The sequence below is a fragment of the Chlorobaculum sp. MV4-Y genome (genome assembly GCF_025244685.1).
Taxonomy (GTDB): Bacteria; Bacteroidota; Chlorobiia; order Chlorobiales; family Chlorobiaceae; genus Chlorobaculum.
This window is the reverse complement of the sequence record NZ_CP104202.1, coordinates 24,519-49,133: the sequence shown is the minus strand read 5'-3', so window position 1 is coordinate 49,133 and position 24,615 is coordinate 24,519. Positions and strand designations below refer to the sequence as shown.

The following is a 24,615-nucleotide window of genomic DNA, read 5'->3' as shown; positions in this document are numbered from 1 at the left end:
GATCTGACAGATCGGGCAAGCACTCACCCCGGCTTTACCGCCTTCATGACCGTCACCGGATTGTGGTCGCCGACGGCGAGGCGCAGCGGCTCGGCGAGTTCCATGCCGTGGCGGGCGGCGCTGGTGGCGAAGGCTTCGGCGCTCGTTTCGCGGACGGCGTTCATGACCACCCGGCCTCCGGGCGCGAGATGGCTTGCGACCACATCGCACACCTCGTCGAGCCGGTCACCGTGGCCGCCGATGAAAACGGCGTCCACGCCGTCGCTGCCGCAGAGCGCACGGTGATCCTGTTCGAGAAAGTCGCCCATCACCTTCGCGATGCCGAGCGCTCCGAAACGACGGGCGTTCTTCTCCAGCAGGGCATCGCACCCGGAGCGCTTCTCGAAGGCGGTCACCGCCAGGCCCGGAATCCTGAGCCGCGCTTCGATGGCCACCGACCCCGTGCAGAAGCCCACATCCCAGAAGGTGCGCGCCCGGCCCAGCTCCAGCGCGGCGAGGGCGGCCAGGCGGAACGGCATTTTGGTAATCATGTTGGGCCGTCCCGGCAGGCCGTCGAACAATTTTTCGGAAATGCCGAACCAGCGCTTCGGTGGCTCTGTGGCTTCGAGAATGAGGCAGTTCAGTCGGCCAAATTCCATCCCGGCAGCCTCATCGAGCGTGCAGCGCGTTACCCGCTCGCTCCTGCCGCCAAGCGATTCGCCGACCACCATGCGGTAGCCCGAATAGCCGAAATCGAGCAAGCGCCGCGCTACCTCCGGCGGGGTTTTGCGGAGGTCGGTCAAGACGCCGATGAGCCGCTCGCCTGCGATCAGGGCGCAATCCAGCTCATCCCAGCCTCGCCCGGTGAGCGAGGCGTGGCGCATCGACTGGTACGGAATCAGGCAACGCTGCGCGAGCATCTGGAGCGAGTGGAACGACGGAAAGCTCCGCATCGACGCGCCCGGAAAGCGCTTCCGCAAGGTTGCGCCAAAGCCGTAGAAAAAGGGATCGCCCGAAGCGAAAACCACCACTGGCCCGTCAGCTCCGGCAAGTTGCGACAGCGCCTCGTCGATCGGCGGCGCAATGGTGATCCAGCGGGAACCGGACGGCAGCAGGCCGCCCACGATTTCGCGGTGGCGCTCCCCGCCTGCAAAGATTCGAGTCGCGCGAATCGCTTCGATAGCGGCGGGATCGAGATGCGGCTCCTCGCTGTCGCTGAGGCCGATGAGTGTGAAGCACTCAGACATGACACCCCGGATTCATCGCCTCCGCCTCGTCGAGGCTGAAGGCGGCATTGACGATGGTAGCGGCAATCGCGCTGCCCCCCTTGTGCCCCTCGATGACGGCAATCGGCGTCGCGCCCGCCGCCGCTTTGAGCCGGTGCTTCGACTCGACCACGTTCACGAACCCGACCGGCGCACCGATCACCCCCATCGGCGCAAAGCCCCCGCGATGCAAGAGCGAGGCCAGCTCCAGCAGCGCCGTCGGAGCGTTGCCGATCACGAAAAGGGCATCGGGATGCTCGGCGGCGGCGAGCCGCATCCCTGCCTGGCTGCGCGTGATGCCCGCGCTTCTGGCCAGCCCGGCCACGCGCTCGTCGTGCAGGTAGCAGCGCACCGTCACGCCGTAGCGCTCCAGCGCCGCCTTGCGCAGGCCCGACTGCACCATCGTCACGTCGGTGACAATCGTTGCGCCACCGGCGGTCAGCGCTTCGTGCCACCGCCGGATCGCGCCGGGCGTGGCGTGGAACAGCTCCTGCATCTCGAAATCAGCGGTGGTGTGGATCGTGTGCATGACCGCCCAGCGCTCGTCGTTCGGGCGACCGTCCGGCTTCATCAGCCCGGCGATGGTGCGGAAGCTGCCGCTCATGATCGACTGGCCGACGGCCATCGAGTTCTCCTCCTCACGGCTGAAGTAGCCCCTCGGCGTAATCATCCGCTCGCCGGAAATAAAGGTGGTCAAGTTGCCCACCAGCATCACGGTAAACATGTCGAGCGAGTCGGGATCGAACTCGCCGAGCGTCGTCAGCACCACCGACTCGTCCTCGCGCGAGACGTTGCGGACGATGCCCACCGGCGTCGAGGGTGAGCGGTGGCGCAGAAACAGCTCGCGGAAGCGGTAAATCTGCCAGTAGCGGTCGCGGCTGCGAGGGTTGTAGATTGCGGTCACGAAATCCGCCGAAGCCGCCGCTTCGATTCGCTTTTCGATCACCTCCCACGGCGTCATCAGGTCGGAGAGCGAAATGGCACAGAAGTCGTGGCTCACCGGAGCGCCGAGCCGCGCGGCGGCAGCCTGGAACGCGCTGATACCCGGAAGCACCTCGACCTCGACGCCGGGCCAGCGGCCGCTCGCGTGCAGTTCGAGAACGAGCGGCGCCATGCCGTAGATGCCCGCGTCGCCCGAACTGACCACGACGACCTGCCGCCCTTCGGAGGCCAGCGCGAAAGCCTCTTCGGCCCGCCGCACCTCGCCGGTCATGCCGGTCGCCACGGTCTGGACGGAGTCCGGGATCAGATGCCCGATGCTTTTGAGATAGCCGGTGTAGCCGACAACGGCGTCAGCCGTCCGGATCGCATCAAGCACCTGCGGGGTCATCATCGAGTCGCTGCCAGGGCCGAGGCCTGCGACGGTAATCGTGCCGTTCATGGCGCAAAGGGAAAAAGGGTTGAGTGCCGGCAGTGCGGTGAGCAGAGCAGCAGCGAAAAGTAGGGGATGGCGCGATCCCTCAAGGCTTCGATCTCCATCGTGATGAACTCGCCCGCCATGCCCACCTTTTCGGCGTAAAGGAAGGGCTTGCCATACCGTTCGAGGAAGCCGAGCAGCTCATCTCTGACCGTCGAGAGCTTCATCACCACCACGGTGCTGTGGCTGGCAAGCGCACGTTCGAGTTCGCCGATCTCGTCGATCTGCGCCAGCACCAGCACGCTGTCGCTTTGCAACGCGAGCGGCATTCCGGCAGCCGCCCCGGCGGCGATGAAGGCCGGAATGCCCGGCGTCATCGAGCACTCCAAGCCATCCCGCCGCGCCCGCTCGATGATCGCCGACGCGGTGCTGTAAAAGCCCCCATCGCCCACGCTCACCACCGCCACCCTGCAGCCCGCCCGCACCTCCTCCGCCATCGCGGCGTAGTTGGCCGCGTAGCTCGCCTCGGCAGCCCCGCGCAAGCGCGACATCGGCACCAGCATCCCGCGCAACTTCGACGGATCGAGATCGCAAGCTTCGAGAATATCGAGCGCCACGCTCGTCACCGCGCCCGAAGCGCTGACAGTGCCGGGATAGTAGATCAGGTCGGCTTCGCGGAGCTGCGAAAGCGCCCGGACGGTTATCAGGCCTGGATCGCCCGGTCCAAGCGAAACGCTGATCAGAGAGCCTTGTTTGTTCATTGGTTGCAAACGGTTATCCATTACACTGACGATTGAAACTCTTCAACAATTGCCCCGGGCTTTAGTCCGGGGTTTATGGATAGTGCCAAATACACAAGGGCGTTAGCCCAATTTCTTCATGTTATGGTATCAGGCCTCTCTTGTCGCCAAAGCAATAAAAGATGAATACGGAGTGAATTCAGCTCAGGGCAGACACACCGGTCTGCCCCTACAAAAGAATCAAAACGGCACACCCCGCCCACCCATCACGACAACAGATCGATGCCGTGATCTTCGGCGGTTTCGAGAATTCTCCGGGCGAAAATCGAGGCGAAGCGGTCGTCCGAACCGAGGCCCTCCATGCGGGTCTCGACGCTGCATCCCGCCGCCTCGAACGCGCCCTTCCACGAACCGGGATCGTCGTCGGCAATGTCGTTGTGCGCGTGGTCTCCGGCCGTGATCATGAAGGGACGGAGCAGTACCGCTTTCCGTCCATTGGCCGTAACCTTGCCGACGATCTCCTCCACGCCGGGCCGTCCCTCGACCATGCCGATGTGAATCTCCGCGCCTGGATAGCAACGGCGCATCACGTCACCGGTTTCGTTGAACGCGCCGGACGAGAAGAAGTCATTGCCGTGCGCCACATAGACCAGCGCCGCATCCATCTGGCGAGCGCGCTCGACGTCATCATCGAACAGCGCTGCCACCTCCTCGATATCCTCCACGTAATCGTGCTCGATACCGCAGGTGCCGAGCGCCGGGCGCGACAGCACCACCTTCTCGAAGGGCGACCAGACCCGCTTGATGGTGCGGATCGACTGAAGCGCCGACACGTAGGATTTCAAGTCCTCGAACTGCTCGCCGTGGTACATGTGCGTCGGCTGAACGATGATGGTCCGGTAGTTGCCGTCCTGCAGGTTGCCGATTGCGCCGAGGAACCCCTGCACGTTCAGAAACTCCTCGGAGACCCCCTCGTCGAGCCACTTCCGGGGATCGCGACGCCGCGCCGACCAGATGTTGCGTACCATGTTCGAGGTGAAGCAGTGCCGCACTTCGATGCCAGGAATCCGCGCCTGCACCTGCCGACGGATGTTCTCCAGCGACGGCAGCGCCGACGGATACGTAGTGCCAAAATGGGCGAGCAAAATCGCCTTCTTGTTGATCTGCGAACGCTTTTTGTGCTTACTCATGGCTGTTTACCATGATTTCCCCGGATCAGTCTGATCCGTCTGATCTTTTTTCTTGCTCACCGCCCCCTCTGGAATGGCGTGTTCGCCGATGATAAACACCACCGGCAACGGCAGTTCGCGCTCGCAGAGCTGTTCGACAATCGTGCCGAGCGTGGCCGCGACCAGCGCCTGATCGCTTCGCGACACCCGCGAGACCGCGCACGCCGGAAGCTCTGGCGACAGCCCGGAGTCGATGAAGCGCCCGACGATCCTGTCGAGCTGCTCGAAGCCCATGTACATCACCAGCGGCGTGCCTGCCTTCATCAGCTCGATCACCGCCGAGAAATGTGACAGCGAGTAGTCCGCCGTCTGGCCGGTGCAGAAGAGCACCGAGGTGTTCCGGTAGCGTTCGGTCAGCGGAATCCGGCACAGCTCGGCGGCGGCGATGCCCGCCGTGATGCCCGGCACCACCTCGCACGGCGCTCCGGCGGCAGCGAGCGCGCGCACCTCCTCGATGCCGCGCCCGAACATGAAGGCGTCGCCCACCTTCAGCCGGACGACGCATTTACCCTCGCTGGCGTGACGGGCGAGCAGGTCGTTGATCTCTTGCTGCCGCACCGCCTGATCTTTCCCGTCGCCGATACGCTTGCCAACGGCAATTCTCTCCGCGCCGGGTGGCAGCAGCGCGAGAATCTCCTGGCTGACGAGCGCGTCGTGCAGCACCACGTCAGCCGATTGCAGCAGCTTGTGCGCCCGCACGGTCAGCAACTCCGGGTCGCCCGGCCCGGCCCCGACCAGATAGACCCTGCCACTATTTTCCATTGCTCTCCTACCTCTCTTTCATCAGCTTTAAAATTTTTCTGGCCCCGCTGATCGTCATTGCCGTGCCAGGCAGATCGAAGCCATCTTTTTTGGCCAGAATCTCGATCAGATGCGCAATGCGCGGCAGGCGAAGCCCTGCCTGCCGGAGGAGATCGCGGTGCTCAAACATCGAGGTAACTTCACCCTCGAAGAGCACCCGCCCCCGATCCATCACGCAGGCCCGGTCGCAGAAGAGCGGCACCATTTCGATGTCGTGCGTGGCGACGACCACCGTCATGCCAGAGGAGCGTTGCAGTTCGCGGATGAAGCGCATGATGCCGTCCGCGCCTTTCGGATCAAGTCCGGCGGTCGGCTCGTCGAGCAGGAGCACCGACGGCTCCATCGCCAGCACCCCGGCCAGAGCCACCCGCTTTTTCTGCCCGAAACTCAGGTGGTGCACCGGCTTACGAGCCAGTTCCGCGACGCCGACCAGCTCCATCGCCGCTTCGACCCGCCGCCGCGTCTCCGGCTCCGGCAGGCCGAGATTGCAGGGGCCAAAGGAGATGTCCTCGTAAACGCTCGACGCAAACAGTTGCGCGTCGGGGTTCTGGAACACGATGCCGACCTGCTGCCGCAGGCTTTTGAGGCCCCGTGTCGAATAGTCAAGCGGCTGATCGCGCAACAGCACCCGACCCGAGCATGGCCTGAGAATGCCGTTGAAGTTGAGCAGAAGCGACGATTTGCCGGCGCCATTGCCACCGAGCAACGCGATAACCTGCCCCGCCGGGATGGGAAGCGCCACACCATCGAGCGCCACTGTGCCGTCTGGCCAAACAAACCTCAACCCTTCCGTTTTGAGCATGCTCGGCGACGACATCAGAAAAGCCTCCCGAAATGCGTAGCGATGGCGACGCAAAGCAACGATCCCTCGACCAGCGCGATAACTGCAAGCGATGGTCTCTGCGCTCGCGGTGACGGAGCCAGCACACGAATCGAGCCGTCGTAACCCCGGCACTCCATCGCCACATACACCTCCTCGGCGCGACGAGCCGAAAAGAAGAACAGGTTCGAGACGAGCGACGCAAGGGAGCGGAACGAGGCCGCCGTGCCCGCGTAGCCGAGCCTCGAGTGCTGCGCGGTCACCATCTCCGAGGCGGTCTCGAAGAGCAGGAAAACGAAGCGATAGACGAGCAAAGTCATTTCGATGAGCAGCACCGGAATACCCACCGAAGCCATGGAGCGCCCGAGGTCGGCCACCGGCGTCGTGAGGGCGATGAAGTAGAGGCACAAAACCGACGCCAGCGCCTTTAACGCCAGGTGAATCGCCATCGCAAGACCGACTGAGGTCGCGCCGATGAAAGCACTGCCAACCGGGATCGAGAAAAGAAATGGCTCCGGATTCACGGAAATATCGAACGCGACAGCCACCGTTCCGATCATGAGAAAGGCTGCCGGAAGCAGCAGCATCCGGAGATAATCACCGGGCTGAACACCTCCCTTCATGATGACCGAGGCACTCATCAGCCCGAAAACCAGCAGCGAAAACAGTGCGGAGTCCACCCAAAGCACCATTGCGATGGGTGGAAGCGCATAGAGCAGCTTGTAGCCCGGCGCGACATCGCGCAGCCGGGAGCTTGCAGCATAGTGGTCGAGCGTTCTCAAACCCGCGCCTCCCCGGACGGTTCGCGCGAAGCCCGGAGAAACCCGAGGCCATAACCCAGCACACCAGCCCCCAACGCCGCCTGCAACGCAAACAGCAGGCTCTCGACCTCCCCACCCGGCGGCTCCCAGAACGGCGCAAACCACGGCTTGTAGCCGGGATGCAGTTCTGTGATCGCCTCCTCGGCATGGTCATCCGAGCCGCCGAACTCGGCATGTTTGAGGGTCATCAGCGGCACGGCCGCAAGCGCTATCACCAACGCCGCAAGCAGCAGATTTTTCACAAGTCCCTGTTTTTCATCACTTCACCTCCCCGGAAAGCGTTGCAGAACTGAACATAGTCTCGCCGACATACGAGCGGATGGTGTTATAGACCATCACCGTCAGAATGCCCTCGCTCACGGCAAGCGGTACCTGCGTCACGGCGAAGATGCCGAGGAACTTGAACATGGCTGCAGCAAACCCGCCGGTCGCTGACGGAAAAGCCGCGGCGAGCTGGAGCGAGGTGACGACGTAGGTCGCCAGATCGCCCAGCGCCGCGCCGAGAAAGACCGCCATCGAACGCGGAGCCTTCACCCCGTCGGCGAGCTTGTAGATGCCGTATGATACAAACGGACCAGCGATGCCCATCGAAAAGAGGTTGGCACCAAGCGTGGTCAGCCCGCCGTGCGCCAGCAGCAGCGCCTGGAAGAGCAGTACGATCGCACCAAGCACGCTCATCACCGACGGCCCGAACATGATCGCCCCGAGGCCCACGCCGGTGGGATGAGAGCAGCTCCCGGTCACAGAGGGAATCTTGAGCGACGAAAGCACAAAGGCAAACGCCCCAACCATCGCCAGCAGCAGCTTCATGCGCGGATTGTCAGCCACGATCTTGCGCATCGACCGGAAGCCAAGCACAAAAAAAGGCAACGACACTGCCGCCCAGAACAGGCACCACGAAGGCGGCAAAAACCCCTCCATGATGTGCATCGCCCAGGCCTCACCACCACCGAAAAGCATCATGCCCGCAACCATCGAGGACACAGCGACAAAGCGAAATTTCAGATTGGTCATGGTTATCCTCCTTTAGTTTAGTTGAATCGCGCGGCCACGCCGAGCAGCAAAGCCGTATCGGGTTCGGCATCGTTCAGACCACCCTTGATGCCCAGGTCGAAATCGAAGTTTTCGGTAACGCTGTAGATCAGCCCTCCCAGCACGAAGGCGGGATGCGTTCGCGATCCTTTCTCTTCGGCAGTTTCAATGCCAATGTCGGCCACCGCCCTGAGCTTTTCCGAAAACGCATATTCGCCCGCAAGGGATGCGCTCCAGATGTCCTTGTTTGACGCAGCCGCGTCCTCATCAAGCTCATAGGCATTGCGATGGTAGCCCGCATTGGCGTGCAGCGTCAGCGAGCCAAGCTCTTTGGTGGCGATCAGCACCGCGCCTCCCGTCACCCGCCCGACACCAAGCCCCTTGTCGGCGTCACCAGTCGGCAGGGAGATGCCGGGTTTCAGGGCAAGGCTGAATCCGTTCTTTTCGCTCTCGAAGAACCGCCACTTGAGTTCGACCGTCATATCGCCGATACCACTTTCATCGGCGGTAACAAGCTGATCTTCCTGATTCTGATGCCACAGGTACGGCAACCCCGCAACCAGATCGATATTCTGCGCCACGCCGTACGAAACCACCACTGCGGCTTCGTTTTCACGCTCTTTTATCGTGATGCCGCCGTCGGTCTTGCTGTTGGAGGAAAATCCGGTCGTGCATTCGACCTGCCAGCCGCCGGTGCCCTGGGTGCCGGTATCGTCGGTAACAAGAGGATAGGCTGCGTACGCCGGGGCAGCGCAGCACAGCAATGCTGCCGCCATAACATATTGTTTCATTATCACTTGTTTTATTGTTTCAGTTCAATTGCCAGCACGGAATGACGGTCAGCGGATGACCGGCGGCGGAAAAACTGTCACAGCCTGAACGGCACTGATGACAAGTGACGGTGAGCGGGTCATGCCCTTGATGATAGCGTTGACCGGATTGACGCGAAAAAGGCGGGAAATGGCCGATGAGATGAGTGCGGCAGGATCGATGGGGATCGATGGAAAACAGCACGGAATGCGCCGGGACGCCAAACGGCGAGCGGAACAGATCGTAATGAACGAGAGGGATGAATCGACTGAGAAGCGAGCGGAACAGCCGGTTGCGCAACGACAGGATCGACGCCCAACCCTTGCCTGTTCTAGCGGACGGAACGAGGGTGTGTTTCATGGTAGTATGTTGCTTTATTCCCGAAGCGTTAAAAAAAGATGCGGCAGGTCTTCTGACTTTCCCGGGTTTTACCGGCCTTCCCACCCCGATGAAATCGGGGCAGTGGCATATTCGATAAACCTTTTCACCAGCTATTCAGCCAGTGCGAGATTACAGCAGCGGGTACTGTTCCGGACTCTCACCGGATTCCCTTTTAAGCCCGCATGTCTCCATGTCGGGCACCACATAATTGGACGAAGAAAGTATAAGAAAAAGCGAGAGAAAGGCAAATGCTGGATGGAAAAATTTTGTATGGCGATGCCTTGCCCGGGGAAAGCGCAATGCGTCTTTCCCCCGGTTCTTCGGCCAGAGAAACGATCAATAACCAGATTGGCCTTCGAATCTTTTTCCCGAAGCGCTCAGGAGAGACTCGCGCACCCTGCCGCTCCAAACTCAACGACCGTTTCGGTCGCCTTGTCCCAGCCATTTTCGAGAAAATCGTCCGCCACGCCGTCGGCAATCTTGCGCATGGCGAAGCGCACCTGCTCCTCGTAGAGTTCGCAGAACGCGCCGGGACTCTTCATCGTGCCGTGCAGACTCCACGCCTCTGCCGGGCAGGGCGAGCCGCAGAAGTGCCGAATGGCGCAACTCCGGCAGGGATCGATCTCCTCTACCCGCCGACTCGTGACCAGCCTGAACGACGGCGTGGCCAGAATGGCGTCAATGTCGTCGCGGAAAACGTTGCCGCCGTTGAACTCCTCCAGCCCGACGAACTCGCTGCACGGAAAGATGTCGCCCTTGGCCGACAGCGCCACGAAGCAGCGTCCACCGCCGCAGGGCGAGATGTCGCACATCAGCTTTCGGGCCGTCGGAGCCAGAATCGAGAGCATGATGTTGGCGAAGTTGGCCACCACCAGCTTCCGGCCGGTCTCGCGATACAGCTCATGCGCCCGCTCCAGCGCTCGCAGGTAATAGCCAGACATTACCCTGTCATCAGGCTTTTCGGCTTTGCCGCCCGGCTGCGTACAGCGTACGGGATTGAGCATGCACACCGGCACTTCAGCCGCATGAAAAAACTCGACAATCTCGGCCAGTGATTGCATGTTTTGCTTCGTCACCGTACAGATCACACTGTAGCTCTCGTAGCCACGAAGCAGCGCCATAGCCTGAAGCACCGATTCATAAACCCCTTCGCCAGACCAGCTCTTGCGCGTCCGGGCGGCCAGCGCAGCCTGATGGCCATCGAGTGACAGACCGACGCCAACGCCGCGCGACATGAGAAACTCCGCCGCTTCGTGATCGAGCAACGTGCCGTTTGTCTGCACGCCGAACCTGAACGCCTCACCGAAATGGTCAATCGCCGAAAACACCGCCTTACGGTTCATCAGAGGTTCAGAGCCATGAAAAATCACTTCCGGTCTGAACCCTTCGGCCACATGCTGCCTGAAGTAGACGAGCATTCTCTCCAGAGCCTCGATCAGTTCTCCGGCAGGCATATCCACGCCGTCTCGCCGCATCTCGCCCGGAATATAACAGTAGCTGCAATCGAGGTTGCAACGCTCCGTCGGGTTCACATAGACTGCCGACGGCTTCAGGCTGCACCGTAGCGCCGTCATCTCCGACTCGAACTCCGCCGCTTTCTGCCGATACCCCTGGCAGAGCGGATGGCTGGAAGAGAAAACCTCCGCCAGCTCATGCTTGCCCACCAGCGCCCAGAAAGCCGTGTCCGGCGACACGACCGCCATGTAATCGTCATGGCCGATGTCGATCGGCAATAGCGACATGCCGTTGCCCGAATTCACCCACAGGCCCCTTGACGAGGCCTGTTTTCCCGTTACGTCTCCCCGCATCGTTCAGTTTGCCTCCTTCTTCACGACCGGTTTCTCGATCAGGATGTAGTGCGAAAGGCCCGTGCCGCTGGCATCCTTGCGCTTCCTTACCGCGATGATCGCTTTTGGTTTCACGATTTTTGTTGATTTTGCTTGCGTGTTGTTCATGGCGTTGTCTCCATTTTTGTTGAAAAAGAAAAAGGACTTCATCCCACCTTTTGCAAGATGGAGCGAAGCCCTTTACCATCGGAGTTCTGCCCGGACGACAAAAAAATACGGGATCAGGAACTCAATGTCCCGCCCATGAGCGTTTCGTCATCCATGCTATGTTCTCAATACAACAGGTCTTCTGGCTCTCGGATCGTCCTTCCCCTGCAAGCCTTCCCCCCCGGTAAGCCGGAGCAGTGACCACCCCCGAAGGGATCAAGTGCAGGTTCAGTCCCCGAATACAGCGGCGGGACCGCCACGGATTCAAACCGTGTTCCGGGATGTTGCAATGAATACTTTAAGGTAACATGATGATCCAAGTAATGCAAGGGATCTATATCAGTGTACCAAAAACGTTGAATGTACTTAAAGACTTGCCACGATATTATGGAACTGGACTGATTCAGATGCGAAGCAATTCTACATGTACCCGTTCTGCCCAACGAAGAAAAGAATCTCGCGCTACTAACGATTTGTCTAAAGAGGAGGTTTTAGGGTGGGATATGCGCTTATAGTCATTCCGAAAAGTCTTTTCAAGAAATGACGTAGGCCACACTAATGAGTGCTTTACAAGAAGCATTTCAAGTTCATGAAGCTGTCGCTCCCAACCAATTGCCGAAACCTGCAACTTCAGCAATAACGTAGACAGATGATTCTGGCTATCCGAAGTATCGGCTTCAAGAAGCGCATAGAGCACTCCTGATTTCTCAAGAAGGAAGTAGGACAGACAACGCGGATTACCATCCGCTAAAAGATGTTTGGAATAACCGGCAATTGGCGGGAGCTTTCGTATCTCCTGCCGCAGATGACGGCAATCGGGCATATTCGCCAAAAGGGCAACCATCGCCTCAAAGGCTTCACATTTAGCCGCATACAGGTGAGCATCATCGCTTTTATCATCTAGCCCGTCGTAATCTGCCGATGCCAGAGCTCCCTGAACGCTTGCGTCCTCGGTGCTCACCTCCAAATGAGCTTCTGATAACGGACTTGCCCCGTCTTGAACACGGATAATCCCGCTCCCTGCCAGCTTGCCAATTCGCGTTGTCTGAACGGGGTTTGCGAACTCAAAGGAAACCATCGAGGCATCGAGCCGCATCTCAGAGTGATCGGCATCAGGCGCCTGATCATCGTCAATCTCCAGCTCCGGAACAGACAAGGGGCCGGGCAAAACCGCACGCCCTGAAGCTGATCGTTTTTCAACAAATCGTGGATCGATAAACTCAACAGCGCCAAGAGCGTTGCAGGCCAGACTGAAAATGCCATGTACCTCGTAAAAAAAAACGCTTGTAACTTCTGATCGAAATGTCCGCGAACAGTCAGCTCGACACCCTCAAGCCGTGGTGGATCAAACGAAAAACACCACAAGCGGTATTGTTCAGTGTCATAACCATGCTGCAGTTGATAACGGGCAATACTTTCGAATGATCGCCGTGCATCGTCATCCAGTAAAATCCAGGCAAGAGCACGCCTCAGTGCATAATTCTCCCTGACGTAAAGCGGCAGAGTACATGTTGGCAGGATGTTGAGCTGTGCTTTATTCGCCCCGGTTGTCTGCAGAACATCAAACTCCTGGGCAAGCCTCTGGTTAATCAATGATAACCGGGCAAGGTAGGCATGGTGAAAAAACAGCACTCGTGCCAGCTCAAGTTGGGGGAGATGGTACGTCACCCCGTTGTGGTCAAACATAAAACGCCATTGCTGAGCGTCGTCCTGTCGGCCAACGGCAGCAATCGGTCAGGTTTTTATACGCCCAGCCGTCCAGTGACTTGTACTTTTTACAGTTACAATTTTTATTTCTTAGTTACCGACTTTATTTACCAACCACAGCCACTGAATCGAGAAAAAATCGCTACTCCACCGTCACCGATTTGGCGAGGTTGCGCGGACGATCGACGTTGCAGCCGCGAAGCGTGGCCACGTGGTAGGAGAGCAGTTGCAGCGGAATGACTGTCAAGAGCGGCAGCACCGCGGCGGAGGCCTGCGGGATGTAGATCACATCCTTCGTCAGCCGCTCGATCTCCCGGTCGCCTTCGCTGGCGATAGCAATCACCCTGCCTTTGCGGCTGCGCACCTCTTCGATGTTGCTCAGAATCTTGGCATAGGTGTTGTCGCGGGTGGCAATCACGATCACCGGCATATCCTCGTCGATCAGGGCGATAGGACCATGCTTCATCTCGGCAGCCGGGTACCCTTCGGCGTGAATGTAGGAAATCTCCTTGAGCTTCAGCGCGCCTTCGAGAGCAACGGGGAAGTTGTAGCCCCGGCCCAGGTAAAGCGCGTTGCGAGCATCCTTGAGCTTGACGGCGATCTCTTTGATGGCGTCGTTCTGCTCCAGAATCCGGGCCACCTTGTCGGGCACTTCCGCCAGTTCGCGCAAATTCAGGCGAATCTCCTCGTGTGAAATGGTGCGTCCCTTGCTCAGCGCCATGGCCAGCATGAAAAGCACGATCACCTGCGCGGTAAAGGCCTTGGTCGAGGCCACACCCACCTCGGGGCCAGCGTGAGTGTACATGCCGCAGAGCGTCTCTCGCGGAATCGTCGAACCAACCACGTTGCAGATGCCCATAACCATCGCCCCCTTCTCCTTGGCCAGCCTGAGCGCGGCCAGGGTATCGGCAGTTTCGCCCGACTGGGAGATAACGATCACCACATCGTCGGAAGAGACGATAGGGTTACGGTACCGGAACTCCGAGGCGTAATCGACCTCTACCGGAATCCGGGCAAACTCCTCGATCAGGTACTCGCCAATCAGTCCAGCATGCCAGCTCGTGCCGCAGGCGCAGATTACGATCCGCTTGGCCTGCTTCAGCCGGTCGAGATAGTCGTGGATACCACCAAGATGCACCAGCCCCTCTTCGACGCGCACCCGGCCACGCATGACATCGCGCATCACCTCGGGCTGCTCGAAAATCTCCTTGAGCATGAAGTGCTCGAATCCGCCCTTCTCGATCTTTTCCAGGCTGAAATCGAGCTCCGTCACCCTTTTTTGCTGCTCGACATTTTCAATCGTCTTGACCGTGTAGTTGTCGCGCGTCACAACGGCCATCTCTCCGTCCGACAGATAGACCACCTTGTTGGTGTGCTCGACGATGGGTGCCGCATCGGAAGCGATGAAAAACTCGCCATCACCAAGACCGATCACCAGAGGACTGCCCTTGCGAGCCACAACGATCTTGTCCGGCTCACGCGAGGAGACAACGCAGATGCCATAAGCTCCCTCGACATGCCGGAGCGCCTGGCGCACCGCACCTTCAAGACCGATCACCGGATCGTTTTTCCAGATGCGGTCGATCAGATGGACGAGCACTTCGGAATCGGTATCGCTTTCAAATTCATAGCCTTCCGACATTAGTTCCTGCTTCAGCGTCGAATAGTTTTCGATGATGCCGTTGTGGATCAGGGCGATGTCGTCGGAAACATTCATGTGGGGATGAGCGTTGCGGTCGCTCGGATCGCCGTGGGTCGCCCAGCGGGTGTGGGCAATGCCGACCGTCGCGCCGAGCATGACGGTGCCCGAAACATTCAGCAGCTCTTCGAGATTACTGACGCTACCCTTCTTCTTGAGCATCTGCAGCGAACCGTTCAAGACCGCCATACCAGCCGAATCATAGCCACGGTACTCCAGCCGTTTCAATCCGTTTAGCAGCAATGGCGCCGCTTCACGCCTGCCTATGTAACCGATTATCCCGCACATATACTCACTCCCCTGGTATCTTTATTACCCTTTACTGACGTTTCCGGGCCTTTTCCGAAAGAGCGAAAACCGCGTATATTTTTTTCATCGAACATTATATATAATATATACACATAAATTCACAGGATATCTTTCATATCGCTATGCAGGCTCACCGCCTCACGACGCACCGCATCCTCAAATTCCTCAACGCTCCGAAAATCGCCTTTCGGGAAAATAAGCGCCCGGCTCACATTGACCACCGCGCTGAGGCGATCCGGATCAGCGCCCTGATTGACCGCCTCCTGCATTGATCCGCCCTGCGCACCGACACCGGGAATGAGGAAAAACAGCTCTGACGCTTCCTGCCGAAGCTCTTGCAGCAAACCAGCCTTGGTTGCACCGACGACGATTCCGGCATTTCCGTTGCGTTGCCAGCTCCGGACCCTGTCGAGCACGGCGCGATAGAGGGGACGAGCATCGTCGAGAATGCGCTCTTCGAAATCAGCAGAGCCAGGATTGGAGGTGAGGCAGAGCACAAACACGAGCTTCTCCTCGTACTCGAAAAAGGGTTCGAGCGAATCGAAACCCATGTAGGGAGCCACCGTAATGGCATCGAAAGGCCACGCCTCGAAAAAGGCCTTCGCGTACTGCCGGCTCGTATTGCCGATGTCAGCCCGCTTGGCGTCCGCGATGCTCAGGCACTCCGGCGGCAACGCCTGAAGCGTCTCTTCAAGATCCTGCATTCCGGCAAGCCCCCGCGATTCGTAGAATGCTGTATTGACCTTGTATGCGGCAGCGTGAGCAGCGGTTGCCCTGACGACCGCTCGGTTGAACTCAAGCACCGGGCGCTCCATTGAATGGAAAAGCGTGGGAATTTTCGAAGGATCACTGTCGAGGCCGACACAAAGCATCGACTGGAGCGAAGCTATCCGGCGGTTCGCCTTATCTCTTGCTGAACTCATAACTGATGGTAAAAACATGAAAAATTATCGGGTCAGTTCACACACTGCCGTCTTTTAATATAACTGATGGCGACCGATGAATGAACAGCGATCGACCTTCCCTGAGCGCCGCAGCCACTGGTGATCAAGAAACTATTAGTCGAAAGAATATATTAATTCAACAGAGTTATGTATCTTGCGAATCTGAACAATATGGTGTATTATTTTAATATTCTGGCCTACAGGAATCCCGCCGGCGTGTAAAGTCATCGCAAATTCCGTGCCCGAAGATCGGCAACGATCCCGATGAATCTCTTTAATTATGAGCGTACTCGATGGCAAACAACCCATTCAAGCTGAACAATCCCTATAAAAACGAACCCGAAAACAACGGACCAAGAAAGCCCCGTTCTTCGATATTTTACTATATAGCGGTCATTTTACTGATTATCGGCTTTCAGCTCGCCTTTTTCTGGTCAGGCTCGACTCGTGAAATCGCCTACAGTGACTTCCGTAAGCTGATCGACCAGAACAAGGTCGAATCGATCAGACTCGCCCCGGAAAAAATCTACGTACAACTCAAGGAGGACTCCCTCTCAACAGCAGCAAACAAACCCTCCGGGCAAAATCCACCTGCGTTCCAGATGCCGGGCAAGAACTCATCAAAAAACGAGGTGACGGTCAACCCCGTGCGGGACGAGCAGCTGATTCCGCTTCTTGAATCGAAAGGTATCCGTTACGAAGCGACCCCGGGCAACGGGTGGATCAGTGAACTACTGCAATGGCTGTTGCCCTTCGGTCTGCTTATCGGCATCTACTTCCTCATGTTCCGCAGAATGGGCGGCCCCGGTTCGCAGTTCATGAATATCGGCAAGAACAAGGCCGCGCTCTATGAGAATCTCGACGAGCACACCCGCATCACTTTCAAGGATGTTGCCGGGCTGGACGAAGCCAAGGCCGAGGTGATGGAGGTGGTTGATTTCCTCAAAGATCCGAAAAAGTACACCAAGCTCGGCGGGAAGCTTCCCAAGGGCGTACTGCTGGTCGGCCCTCCCGGCACCGGCAAGACACTGCTGGCCAAAGCGGTTGCAGGAGAGGCGGACGTACCATTTTTCAGCATCAGTGGCTCGGACTTCGTCGAGATGTTTGTGGGCGTTGGCGCGGCGCGTGTGCGCGATCTGTTCAAGTCGGCCAAGGAAAAAGCGCCGTGCATCATCTTCATCGATGAAATCGATGCGGTAGGCCGCAGTCGCGGCAAGGGCTTCATGATGGGAGCCAACGACGAGCGTGAAAACACCCTGAACCAGCTTCTGGTCGAAATGGACGGCTTCGCAACCGACAAAGGGGTGATTCTCATGGCCGCCACCAACCGCGCGGATGTGCTCGACTCGGCGCTGCTCAGGCCAGGCCGCTTTGACCGGCAAATCGTGGTTGACAGGCCCGACCTGAAGGGACGCACCGACATCTTCGCGGTGCATACCAAGAACCTCTCGCTCTCGCCCGACGTCAACCTCAAGGCGCTGGCCTCGCAGACACCCGGCTTCGCGGGCGCGGAGATCGCCAATGCGGCCAACGAAGCGGCGCTGCTCGCGTCGAGACGCGGCAAGCAGAGCATCGAGATGAAGGATTTCGAGGACGCCATCGAGCGAGTCATCGCCGGTCTGGAGAAAAAAAACAAGGTCATCAATCCGCGCGAAAAGGAGATCGTCGCCTATCACGAGTCCGGCCACGCCATCGTGAGCTGGCTGATGCCGGAAAACGACCCGGTGCAGAAGATTTCGATCGTGCCTCGTGGCGTCAGCGCGCTTGGCTACACCCTGAACATCCCGCTCGAAGACCGCTACCTGATGACCCGCAGCGAGCTGATCGCGCGCATCTGCGGCCTGCTCGGCGGGCGCGTTGCCGAAGAGATCATCTTCGGCGAAATTTCGACCGGCGCGCAGAACGACCTCGAACGGGTAACTGAAATCGCCTACAACATGGTGATCGTGTACGGCATGAGCGAAAAGGTCGGCTACCTGTCGTTCCTCGAAAGCAACAACCCGTACTACGGCGGTCCCGGCATTGACAAGAAGTATGGCGACGAAACCGCCAGACTGATCGACAACGAAGTCAAGGAGATCGTCGAGGCTGCCCGCAAGCAGGTTCACCAGATGCTTTCGGACAATCGTGACAAGCTCGAAATGCTTGCCAAAGAGCTGCTCTCGAAGGAGATCGTGCAGTACTGCCGGATCGAGGAGATTCTCGGCAAGCGCCCGGCAGGCAAGTTCAGCGAACACCTTGCCCACGACTGCCAGAACGGTGTCGATATGGTCGCTCCGCAGCTCCATGACGCCCCGGCTCCGGAAGCTCCGGAGGCCGACGGGAATGACACCGCAAACAACGAGCGCAAAGAGCTGGAAGAGGCCGTCAACAGGCTTCGGCAGTCCAGAAACCTGTCATCGAATTGATAGCTGTGACGGTAAAGCGGATTCACATCATCATCAGCGGCCTGGTACAGGGCGTAGGTTTCCGCATGTTCGTCTTGCGTGAAGCTTCCGCCCGAAGCCTTTCCGGATGGACGCGCAACCTGCCTGACGGTACGGTCGAAGTCGAGGCTCAGGGCAACAGCGAACTGGTGGACGAACTGACCCGGCAGACACGGATCGGCCCCTCACGTTCAAGCGTCACCTCGATCAAAGTAAAAGAAATAGAGGTCGATACCTCCGACAGGGAGTTTCGCATCTTGACCTGAAAACGCTGCAAACACCGGGAAATCAAAAGAGATAGAAGAGATAGGGAGAATGGGTGGGTCCCGAGGGATTCGAACCCCCGACCTACTGGGTGTAAACCAGTCGCTCTAACCAGCTGAGCTAGAGACCCATGAAAAAGGGTTGACAGTATAACACATTTTCAATAGATAACAAACAGAATCCGCTATTTACCCGCCGCCTCGAAAAGCGTTGTTTGTACCACGCTCCGAAAAAGCATAAATTCAGGCCTCGAATTCGTCCCTTTTCACGCCAATGTCATTACGCATGAAATCCTTATCCATTCTCGGCAGTACCGGCTCCATTGGACTCAGCACGCTCGACGTCGTCAGGCGTCATTCCGAAAGGTTTTCGATTGCGGCCCTTGCCGAGGGCCACGACGTCGAAATGCTGCGCCAGCAGATCGATGAATTCAAGCCGTCACTGGTCTCGGTGCGTGACGAGGCGTCGCGGGAGCGCCTCAAGAAGATGCTCGGCGATCACAAGCCCGAAATTCTCTGCGGCCTCGACGGTGCGGCCGAAGTTGCAGCCGTCGATGGAGCAGACATGGTGGTTTCGGCTATCGTGGGCGCGGCAGGACTGGTGCCGACCGTCAGGGCCATTGAAGCCGGAAAGGACATCGCTCTGGCCAACAAGGAAACGCTCGTCGTGGCCGGTCAGCTCGTCTCCGACCTCGTCAAAAAGCACGATGTCAAGCTGCTGCCCGTGGACAGCGAGCACTCGGCGATATTCCAGTCGCTGGTCGGCCACCACACCGAAGATATTGAGCGCATCATCCTGACCGCATCGGGCGGCCCGTTCCGCAAGACGCCCGCAGAAGAGTTGAAAAACGTCGGCCCGGAACAGGCGCTCAAGCACCCGCAGTGGTCAATGGGCGCCAAAATCACCATCGACTCGGCAACCCTGATGAACAAGGGACTCGAAGTGATCGAGGCGCACTGGCTCTTCGACATGCCCGCCGAAAAAATCGGCGTCGTGGTGCACCCGCAGAGCATCATTCACTCAATGGTTGAGTACATCGACGGCTGCGTCATCGCCCAGCTCGGCGTGCCCGACATGCGCGCCCCCATCGCCTACGCGCTGGCCTGGCCGGAGCGCTGCGAAACCGGCATCGGCAAGCTCGATCTCACCAAGGTCGCCACACTCACTTTCGAGGAGCCTGATATGGAGCGCTTCCCGGCGCTACGCCTGGCCTTCAACGCCCTCAAGGCCGGTCAGACCTATCCGGCGGTACTGAACGCGGCCAACGAGATCGCCGTCGCGGCGTTCCTCGACAAGAAAATCGGCTTTACCGACATCGCCGGAACAGTCGATAAAACCATGCAGGCTCACGAAGCATGGACGCCGGTCGCGCTGGAGGAGTACCTTCAGGCCGACCGCTGGGCGCGCGAAACGGCTCGGCAGCTTATCGGATAACTCCGGACACGTCATCACAAAACAACCAAACGGCCCGCATTCGATATGGAACTACTGAGCACGATTTTCTACTTTATCATTGCCATCTTCATTCTCGTCACGGCCCACGAATTCGGGCACTTCATCACGGCGAGAATGTTCGGCATGCGGGTCGACCGGTTTTTCATCGGCTTCGATTTCTGGGGCATCAAGCTGTGGCAGAAAAAGATCGGTGAAACCGAATACGGTATCGGCGCCTTCCCGATTGGCGGCTACGTCAAGATCGCCGGCATGATCGACGAAAGCATGGACACCGAGCACGTAACTGAAGAGGTCAAGCCCTGGGAGTTCAGGGCCAAACCGGTCTGGCAGCGCCTTATCGTGCTGGCGGGCGGCGTGGCGATGAACATGGTGCTGGCCGCAGTGATCTTCATCGGTATCACCGGCATTTTCGGAGAATCACATACTCTCATAACCACGCCAGCCTTTATCGAACCGAACTCTGTATTCTCGTCGATGGGCATGCAAAGCGGCGACCATCTGGTAGCGATCAACGGCCAGAAACTGCAATACTGGGAAGAGGCCCTCGATCCCGAGCGTCTGACTTCGGGAAAACTGCAATACACCATTGAGCGGAACGGAAAGGAGTTGACGCTCACGGCGCCGAAAGACATCATCTCCTGGATCAACGGAAACCAGTCGATCGGCATCAGGCCAACCGTGCCTCCAGTCATCGACCAGGTGCTGACCGGCGGTCCGGCGGCCAAAGCAGGCATCATGCCGGGCGGTCTCATCACGGCCATCAACGACTCGCCGGTGACCGACTGGAGCGAGGTGGTCAATATCATCTCCAAAAATGCGGGCAAAAAGCTTGTCGTCACCTGGATGCACCTGAAAAGCGAGCCGACAGAGCCGCTGACCTCGAAGCTCATCCGCAAAAACGGCCAGACATTCACCACCGAGGTGGTACCGAATACCTCCGGAAAAATCGGCATCTCGCTCAAGCAGACCATCGAAACCGAACGCATCAAGCTTTCAGTTCCGCAGGCCATCTCGAGCGGCCTGAACCAGACCTGGAAAACCACCGTGCTGACCGTCCAGGGATTCGGTAAAATTTTCAGTGGCCAGGAGGACTTCCGCAAGTCGGTCGGCGGCCCGATCAAGATCGCCCGCATCGCCAACCAGAGCGCCGAGCAGGGCCCAATCAGCTTCATGTACTTCGTGGCCGTGCTCTCAATCTCGCTGGCCATCATCAATATTCTGCCCATCCCGGCGCTCGACGGCGGGCAGTTCGTGCTCAACGCCATCGAAGGCGTCATGGGCAGGGAGATTCCGTTCGAGGTCAAGATGCGAATCCAGCAGGTCGGCATGACTCTTCTGCTGATGTTCTTCGCTTATTTCATGATAAACGACCTCCTGAACCCCTGATCCCGGCGGCGGCGAGCAACCATGTTTGACAAGCTTCAGTTCATCAAGGACAAATTCCAGACCATCGAGCAGCAGCTCTCCGATCCGGAGGTGGTAGCCGACCAGAATCGCTTCAGGAAGCTGAACAAGGAGTACAGCAGCCTGAAGGAGATCGTGCGCGCTTACGACGACTGGAGCCGAGCCAAAAAGCAGCTCGATGAGGCGCTTTCGATGCAGAAAAGCGAGCAGGATCCAGAAATGCGCGCCCTCGTCGAACAGGAGGCCTGCGAGCTCCATGAGCGCCTTCCGGAGCTTGAACAGCAGCTCAAAATCCTGCTCCTGCCGAAGGACGAAGCTGACAGCCGCAACGCCATCATCGAAATCCGCGCGGGAACCGGTGGCGACGAGGCAGGGTTGTTCGCCGCCGACCTGATGCGCATGTACCAGCGTTATGCCGAACGGCAGGGGTGGAGCTGCCAGACGCTCGAAGTGAGCGAAGGCTCCGTGCCTGGCAGCCTCAAGGAGGTTTCGCTTGAAGTGAGCGGCCACGACGTCTACGGCATCCTCAAGTTCGAGAGCGGCGTGCACCGCGTGCAGCGCGTGCCGGAAACCGAAACCCAGGGGCGCATCCACACCTCGGCGGCGAGTGTCGCAGTCCTGCCCGAAGCCGAAGCGGTGGATGTAGAGATCCGCAAGGAGGACTTGCTGATGGACACTTTCCGCAGTGGCGGCAAAGGCGGCCAGAACGTCAACAAGGTCGAAACCGCCGTGCGCATCACGCACGTCCCGAGCGGCATCGTCGTGGCCTGCCAGGAGGAGCGCTCGCAGCTCCAAAACCGCGAGCGGGCGATGAAGATGCTGCGCTCGAAGCTCTACGACATCCAGATCGCCGAACAGCAAAAGAGCCGAGCCGACCTTCGCCGCTCGATGGTAACAACCGGCGACCGGAGCGCCAAGATCAGAACCTACAACTTTCCTCAGTCGCGCGTGACCGACCACCGCATCGGCTTCACCAGCCACGCCCTGCCCCAAATCATGCAGGGCGAGCTCGACCCGCTCATTGAAGCGCTGCGAATGCACGACCAGTCCGAGCGGCTTCAGGCCGAAACCGCCTGAACGAGGAAGCACTGATGCACGGGCGGGATGTGCGCAATTTTGCCGGGAAGTCGCTATATTTTCAGAGATCACGCCGACCACCCGGCCATTTTTTCAACCAAAGGATACGAAGATCGCTCATGCGTCGATCACGCTCGAGCCGGAGATAACGATATGCTGGAAATGACCGCCACAGGCAAAAGCAAGGGCCAATGGATGTTTTACCGGAACTTCGACCATACGGTTGACTATCTGTCCGACCACCAGAAAATCCTTGCCTTCAACCCGTTCTGTCACAAAGTCGAGCCGCTCGACCGGGATGAAGCCTACCGCTGGCATTTCCGCGTCACCGATCCGCAGAACAACCCGTTCGACGTGATCTTTGACATCCAGCAGGAGAACGAAATCCTCGTTGATCTTCCCGACGAGATCGCCTCGATGGATCCCGAAGAGATGAGCGACGAGATGATCCGCCAGTTCACGGTAGGCCGGAAGATCACCTGGCGGCCGTTGACCCAGGACAAAACATTCGCCATGCCTGAAAAGTACCTCTTCGAAGGCAAGGTCACGGCCGACATGCTGATCGTACCGGTACAGCAAGAGCAGACAACGGTTGATTTCGACCTCCGGGTCAATGTCGCATTTCTGCTCTATCCGGCCTTCCGCATTGTGCCTGAGAAGGTTGTACGCACCATGGTCAGCACCGGCATGTCGCTCATCATGCAGACGGCAACCAACCACATGTTCCAGAAAATCTCGAAAGACTTCGGCAAGATCCGCAAGCTCTGAGAGCGCTCCGTTAACCGCCATGCCCACCACCACCGCTTGAGCAAGGACGCACAACAGATTTCCGCCCTCCGCCGGTTCTCGGTCTCGATCATCAGCGTGGTGCTCCTGGTCATTTCGGGCACGGTTGGCTACATGTACCTCGAAAACATGAGCCTCCTGGATGCGCTTTACATGACGGTCATCACGGTGGCAACAGTCGGTTTCAGCGAAGTCCGTCCGCTGGACGATGTGGGCAAGATTTTCACAATGGTGCTGATCGTCGGCGGCACGGGTATCTTTTTCTTCACCCTGACCAATGTGGCCGTCTTCTTCGTTTCGGGCGAGTGGAAGGAACATTGGGAACAACAACGCAATGAACGCATGCTTCGGAAACTGAACGACCATTTCATCATCTGCGGTTACGGCCGCCTGGGGGGAAGCGTCGCCGAAGAGCTCCGGACGAAGACGATTCCCTTCGTGGTCATCGACAACATGATCGACAACGTGCTCCGCGCCCGCGACGAAGGGTTCCTGGCCATCAAGGGCAACGCCGCGGATGAAGAGGTGCTGGCCGATGCCGGGCTGCACCGCGCCAAAGGCTTGATCGCCGCCGCAGGCAACGATGCTGAAAACGTTTTCATCGTGCTGACCGCGCGGAACCTCAAGCCAAACCTGTACATCGTTGCAAGAGCTGACTGCGACGAGTCGGAAAGCAAGCTTCGCAGGGCGGGCGCTGAAAAGGTGGTGATGCTCTATCGCTCGGCAGGCAAGCGCATGGCCAATCTCCTGACCGAACCCGAACTCGAAGAGTACCTTGACGAGCTGAGCAACGTCAACAACCTCAATCTCCAGATCGCCCAGTACCTGGTTGGCGACAATTCGCCGCTCGTCGGCAAATCGTTTCAGGAGGTCGATCTGTACAACAACCACCGCATCAACGTGGTCGGTTACAAGCTGCCGGGCGGCGAATTGCACACCACGCCGCGCCCTGCAGAGATTATCCAGAAAAATGGCACGATCATCGTTATCGGCCAGGGCGGCGATCTTGAAATGCTCAGCAAAATGGCACAGGGAGAAACACGGTAATAGACAAACCTGCACGACCTTGCAGAAACCCGCAAAAGCGTGCGCGGTTAAGACACAAGCCGACCCGTGCCACCCGAGATTCTCGAACGGGTGCTTGAGACTGGACGGCTCGCCCCGTCGGCCAAGAACCTTCAGCCATGGAAGTTCCTGCTGGTCAGCTTGCCTGAGATGCTTGCAAAAATTCGTCCCTGCTACGAGCGAGACTGGTTCCGCCGTCGGCATAGCGGCTGGAGCCGTAGCCGATTGTGAGAACACCGGCTGGACAGCG

24 protein-coding genes, 1 tRNA gene and 2 riboswitches are annotated in these 24,615 nt (G+C 58.7%); of the genes, 8 read left to right on the top strand and 17 right to left on the bottom strand.

What is annotated here, in order from left to right:
• Positions 1-23: 23 nt before the first annotated feature.
• The 16 genes from cbiE to pyrF all read right to left on the bottom strand — a co-directional run bounded on the left by cbiE (position 24) and on the right by pyrF (position 15,867).
• On the bottom strand, positions 24-1,226 hold the full coding sequence (gene cbiE, locus NY406_RS00260) for a precorrin-6y C5,15-methyltransferase (decarboxylating) subunit CbiE (protein ID WP_260534538.1): 1,203 nt from the start codon (positions 1,224-1,226) through the stop codon (positions 24-26).
• Complete coding sequence (gene cobJ, locus NY406_RS00255) at positions 1,219-2,625, bottom strand: precorrin-3B C(17)-methyltransferase (protein ID WP_260534536.1); 1,407 nt, start codon at positions 2,623-2,625, stop codon at positions 1,219-1,221. Before cobJ ends, cbiE begins: the two co-directional genes overlap by 8 nt.
• Positions 2,622-3,362 (bottom strand): precorrin-2 C(20)-methyltransferase, encoded by a 741-nt coding sequence (locus NY406_RS00250; protein ID WP_260534534.1) that lies wholly within the window; start codon positions 3,360-3,362, stop codon positions 2,622-2,624. The genes cobJ and NY406_RS00250 overlap by 4 nt, the downstream gene beginning before the upstream one ends.
• 245 nt (positions 3,363-3,607) lie before the next feature.
• The gene (locus NY406_RS00245; RefSeq protein ID WP_260534532.1) at positions 3,608-4,531 is read right to left on the bottom strand and encodes a sirohydrochlorin cobaltochelatase; all 924 of its coding nucleotides are present in this window, start codon (positions 4,529-4,531) and stop codon (positions 3,608-3,610) included.
• Between the two features lie 6 nt (positions 4,532-4,537).
• The gene (gene cobA / locus NY406_RS00240) at positions 4,538-5,332 is read right to left on the bottom strand and encodes a uroporphyrinogen-III C-methyltransferase (RefSeq protein WP_260534530.1); all 795 of its coding nucleotides are present in this window, start codon (positions 5,330-5,332) and stop codon (positions 4,538-4,540) included.
• Between the two features lie 7 nt (positions 5,333-5,339).
• The gene (locus NY406_RS00235; protein WP_260534528.1) at positions 5,340-6,188 is read right to left on the bottom strand and encodes an ATP-binding cassette domain-containing protein; all 849 of its coding nucleotides are present in this window, start codon (positions 6,186-6,188) and stop codon (positions 5,340-5,342) included.
• Complete coding sequence (gene cbiQ, locus NY406_RS00230) at positions 6,188-6,973, bottom strand: cobalt ECF transporter T component CbiQ (protein ID WP_260534526.1); 786 nt, start codon at positions 6,971-6,973, stop codon at positions 6,188-6,190. The genes NY406_RS00235 and cbiQ overlap by 1 nt, the downstream gene beginning before the upstream one ends.
• Positions 6,970-7,200: an energy-coupling factor ABC transporter substrate-binding protein gene (locus NY406_RS00225; protein ID WP_411267093.1), complete on the bottom strand. Its 231-nt coding sequence runs from the start codon at positions 7,198-7,200 to the stop codon at positions 6,970-6,972. Before NY406_RS00225 ends, cbiQ begins: the two co-directional genes overlap by 4 nt.
• A gap of 70 nt (positions 7,201-7,270) precedes the next feature.
• Entirely contained in the window at positions 7,271-8,026 is a 756-nt protein-coding gene (locus NY406_RS00220; RefSeq protein WP_260534522.1) for an energy-coupling factor ABC transporter permease, read from the bottom strand.
• 17 nt (positions 8,027-8,043) lie between these two features.
• Entirely contained in the window at positions 8,044-8,835 is a 792-nt protein-coding gene (locus NY406_RS00215) for a transporter (protein WP_260534518.1), read from the bottom strand.
• A 19-nt stretch (positions 8,836-8,854) separates the two neighbouring features.
• A complete protein-coding gene (locus NY406_RS00210; protein ID WP_260534516.1) occupies positions 8,855-9,214 on the bottom strand; it encodes a hypothetical protein in 360 nt (119 codons plus the stop codon).
• 24 nt (positions 9,215-9,238) lie between these two features.
• A riboswitch (cobalamin riboswitch) is annotated at positions 9,239-9,455 on the bottom strand.
• 157 nt (positions 9,456-9,612) lie between these two features.
• On the bottom strand, positions 9,613-11,043 hold the full coding sequence (gene cbpB, locus NY406_RS00205; protein WP_260534515.1) for a peptide-modifying radical SAM enzyme CbpB: 1,431 nt from the start codon (positions 11,041-11,043) through the stop codon (positions 9,613-9,615).
• 323 nt (positions 11,044-11,366) lie between these two features.
• A riboswitch (cobalamin riboswitch) is annotated at positions 11,367-11,507 on the bottom strand.
• Between the two features lie 125 nt (positions 11,508-11,632).
• Entirely contained in the window at positions 11,633-12,190 is a 558-nt protein-coding gene (locus tag NY406_RS00200; protein ID WP_260534514.1) for a Tn7-like element transposition protein TnsE, read from the bottom strand.
• Positions 12,187-12,915, bottom strand: coding sequence for a hypothetical protein (locus NY406_RS00195; RefSeq protein WP_260534512.1), 729 nt, complete (start codon positions 12,913-12,915; stop codon positions 12,187-12,189). The genes NY406_RS00200 and NY406_RS00195 overlap by 4 nt, the downstream gene beginning before the upstream one ends.
• A gap of 163 nt (positions 12,916-13,078) precedes the next feature.
• Positions 13,079-14,923 carry a glutamine--fructose-6-phosphate transaminase (isomerizing) gene (gene glmS, locus NY406_RS00190; protein ID WP_260534510.1) on the bottom strand — a complete coding sequence of 615 codons (1,845 nt, stop codon included), beginning with the start codon at positions 14,921-14,923 and terminating at the stop codon, positions 13,079-13,081.
• A gap of 119 nt (positions 14,924-15,042) precedes the next feature.
• Positions 15,043-15,867: an orotidine-5'-phosphate decarboxylase gene (gene pyrF, locus NY406_RS00185; protein ID WP_260534508.1), complete on the bottom strand. Its 825-nt coding sequence runs from the start codon at positions 15,865-15,867 to the stop codon at positions 15,043-15,045.
• Between the two features lie 314 nt (positions 15,868-16,181).
• Here pyrF and ftsH point away from each other — a divergent pair, with 314 nt between their 5' ends.
• Together ftsH and NY406_RS00175 are read left to right on the top strand one after the other, a co-directional pair.
• On the top strand, positions 16,182-18,296 hold the full coding sequence (gene ftsH / locus NY406_RS00180; RefSeq protein WP_260534506.1) for an ATP-dependent zinc metalloprotease FtsH: 2,115 nt from the start codon (positions 16,182-16,184) through the stop codon (positions 18,294-18,296).
• Positions 18,297-18,301: 5 nt separating this feature from the next.
• Positions 18,302-18,580 carry an acylphosphatase gene (locus tag NY406_RS00175; RefSeq protein WP_260534504.1) on the top strand — a complete coding sequence of 93 codons (279 nt, stop codon included), beginning with the start codon at positions 18,302-18,304 and terminating at the stop codon, positions 18,578-18,580.
• A 54-nt stretch (positions 18,581-18,634) separates the two neighbouring features.
• On the opposite strand, the gene NY406_RS00170 is transcribed toward NY406_RS00175, so the two are convergent.
• Positions 18,635-18,708 (bottom strand) — tRNA-Val (locus NY406_RS00170).
• Between the two features lie 155 nt (positions 18,709-18,863).
• On the opposite strand from NY406_RS00170, the gene NY406_RS00165 reads away from it, so the two are divergent.
• The 6 genes from NY406_RS00165 to NY406_RS00140 all read left to right on the top strand — a co-directional run bounded on the left by NY406_RS00165 (position 18,864) and on the right by NY406_RS00140 (position 24,596).
• Positions 18,864-20,012, top strand: coding sequence for a 1-deoxy-D-xylulose-5-phosphate reductoisomerase (locus tag NY406_RS00165; RefSeq protein ID WP_260534502.1), 1,149 nt, complete (start codon positions 18,864-18,866; stop codon positions 20,010-20,012).
• 45 nt (positions 20,013-20,057) lie between these two features.
• The gene (gene rseP / locus NY406_RS00160; RefSeq protein ID WP_260534500.1) at positions 20,058-21,419 is read left to right on the top strand and encodes an RIP metalloprotease RseP; all 1,362 of its coding nucleotides are present in this window, start codon (positions 20,058-20,060) and stop codon (positions 21,417-21,419) included.
• A 21-nt stretch (positions 21,420-21,440) separates the two neighbouring features.
• Positions 21,441-22,514: a peptide chain release factor 1 gene (gene prfA, locus NY406_RS00155; protein WP_260534498.1), complete on the top strand. Its 1,074-nt coding sequence runs from the start codon at positions 21,441-21,443 to the stop codon at positions 22,512-22,514.
• Between the two features lie 153 nt (positions 22,515-22,667).
• Positions 22,668-23,282, top strand: coding sequence for a hypothetical protein (locus NY406_RS00150; RefSeq protein ID WP_260633808.1), 615 nt, complete (start codon positions 22,668-22,670; stop codon positions 23,280-23,282).
• 36 nt (positions 23,283-23,318) lie between these two features.
• Complete coding sequence (locus tag NY406_RS00145) at positions 23,319-24,347, top strand: potassium channel family protein (RefSeq protein WP_260534496.1); 1,029 nt, start codon at positions 23,319-23,321, stop codon at positions 24,345-24,347.
• A 66-nt stretch (positions 24,348-24,413) separates the two neighbouring features.
• On the top strand, positions 24,414-24,596 hold the full coding sequence (locus NY406_RS00140) for a nitroreductase family protein (RefSeq protein WP_260534494.1): 183 nt from the start codon (positions 24,414-24,416) through the stop codon (positions 24,594-24,596).
• Positions 24,597-24,615 lie beyond the last annotated feature (19 nt).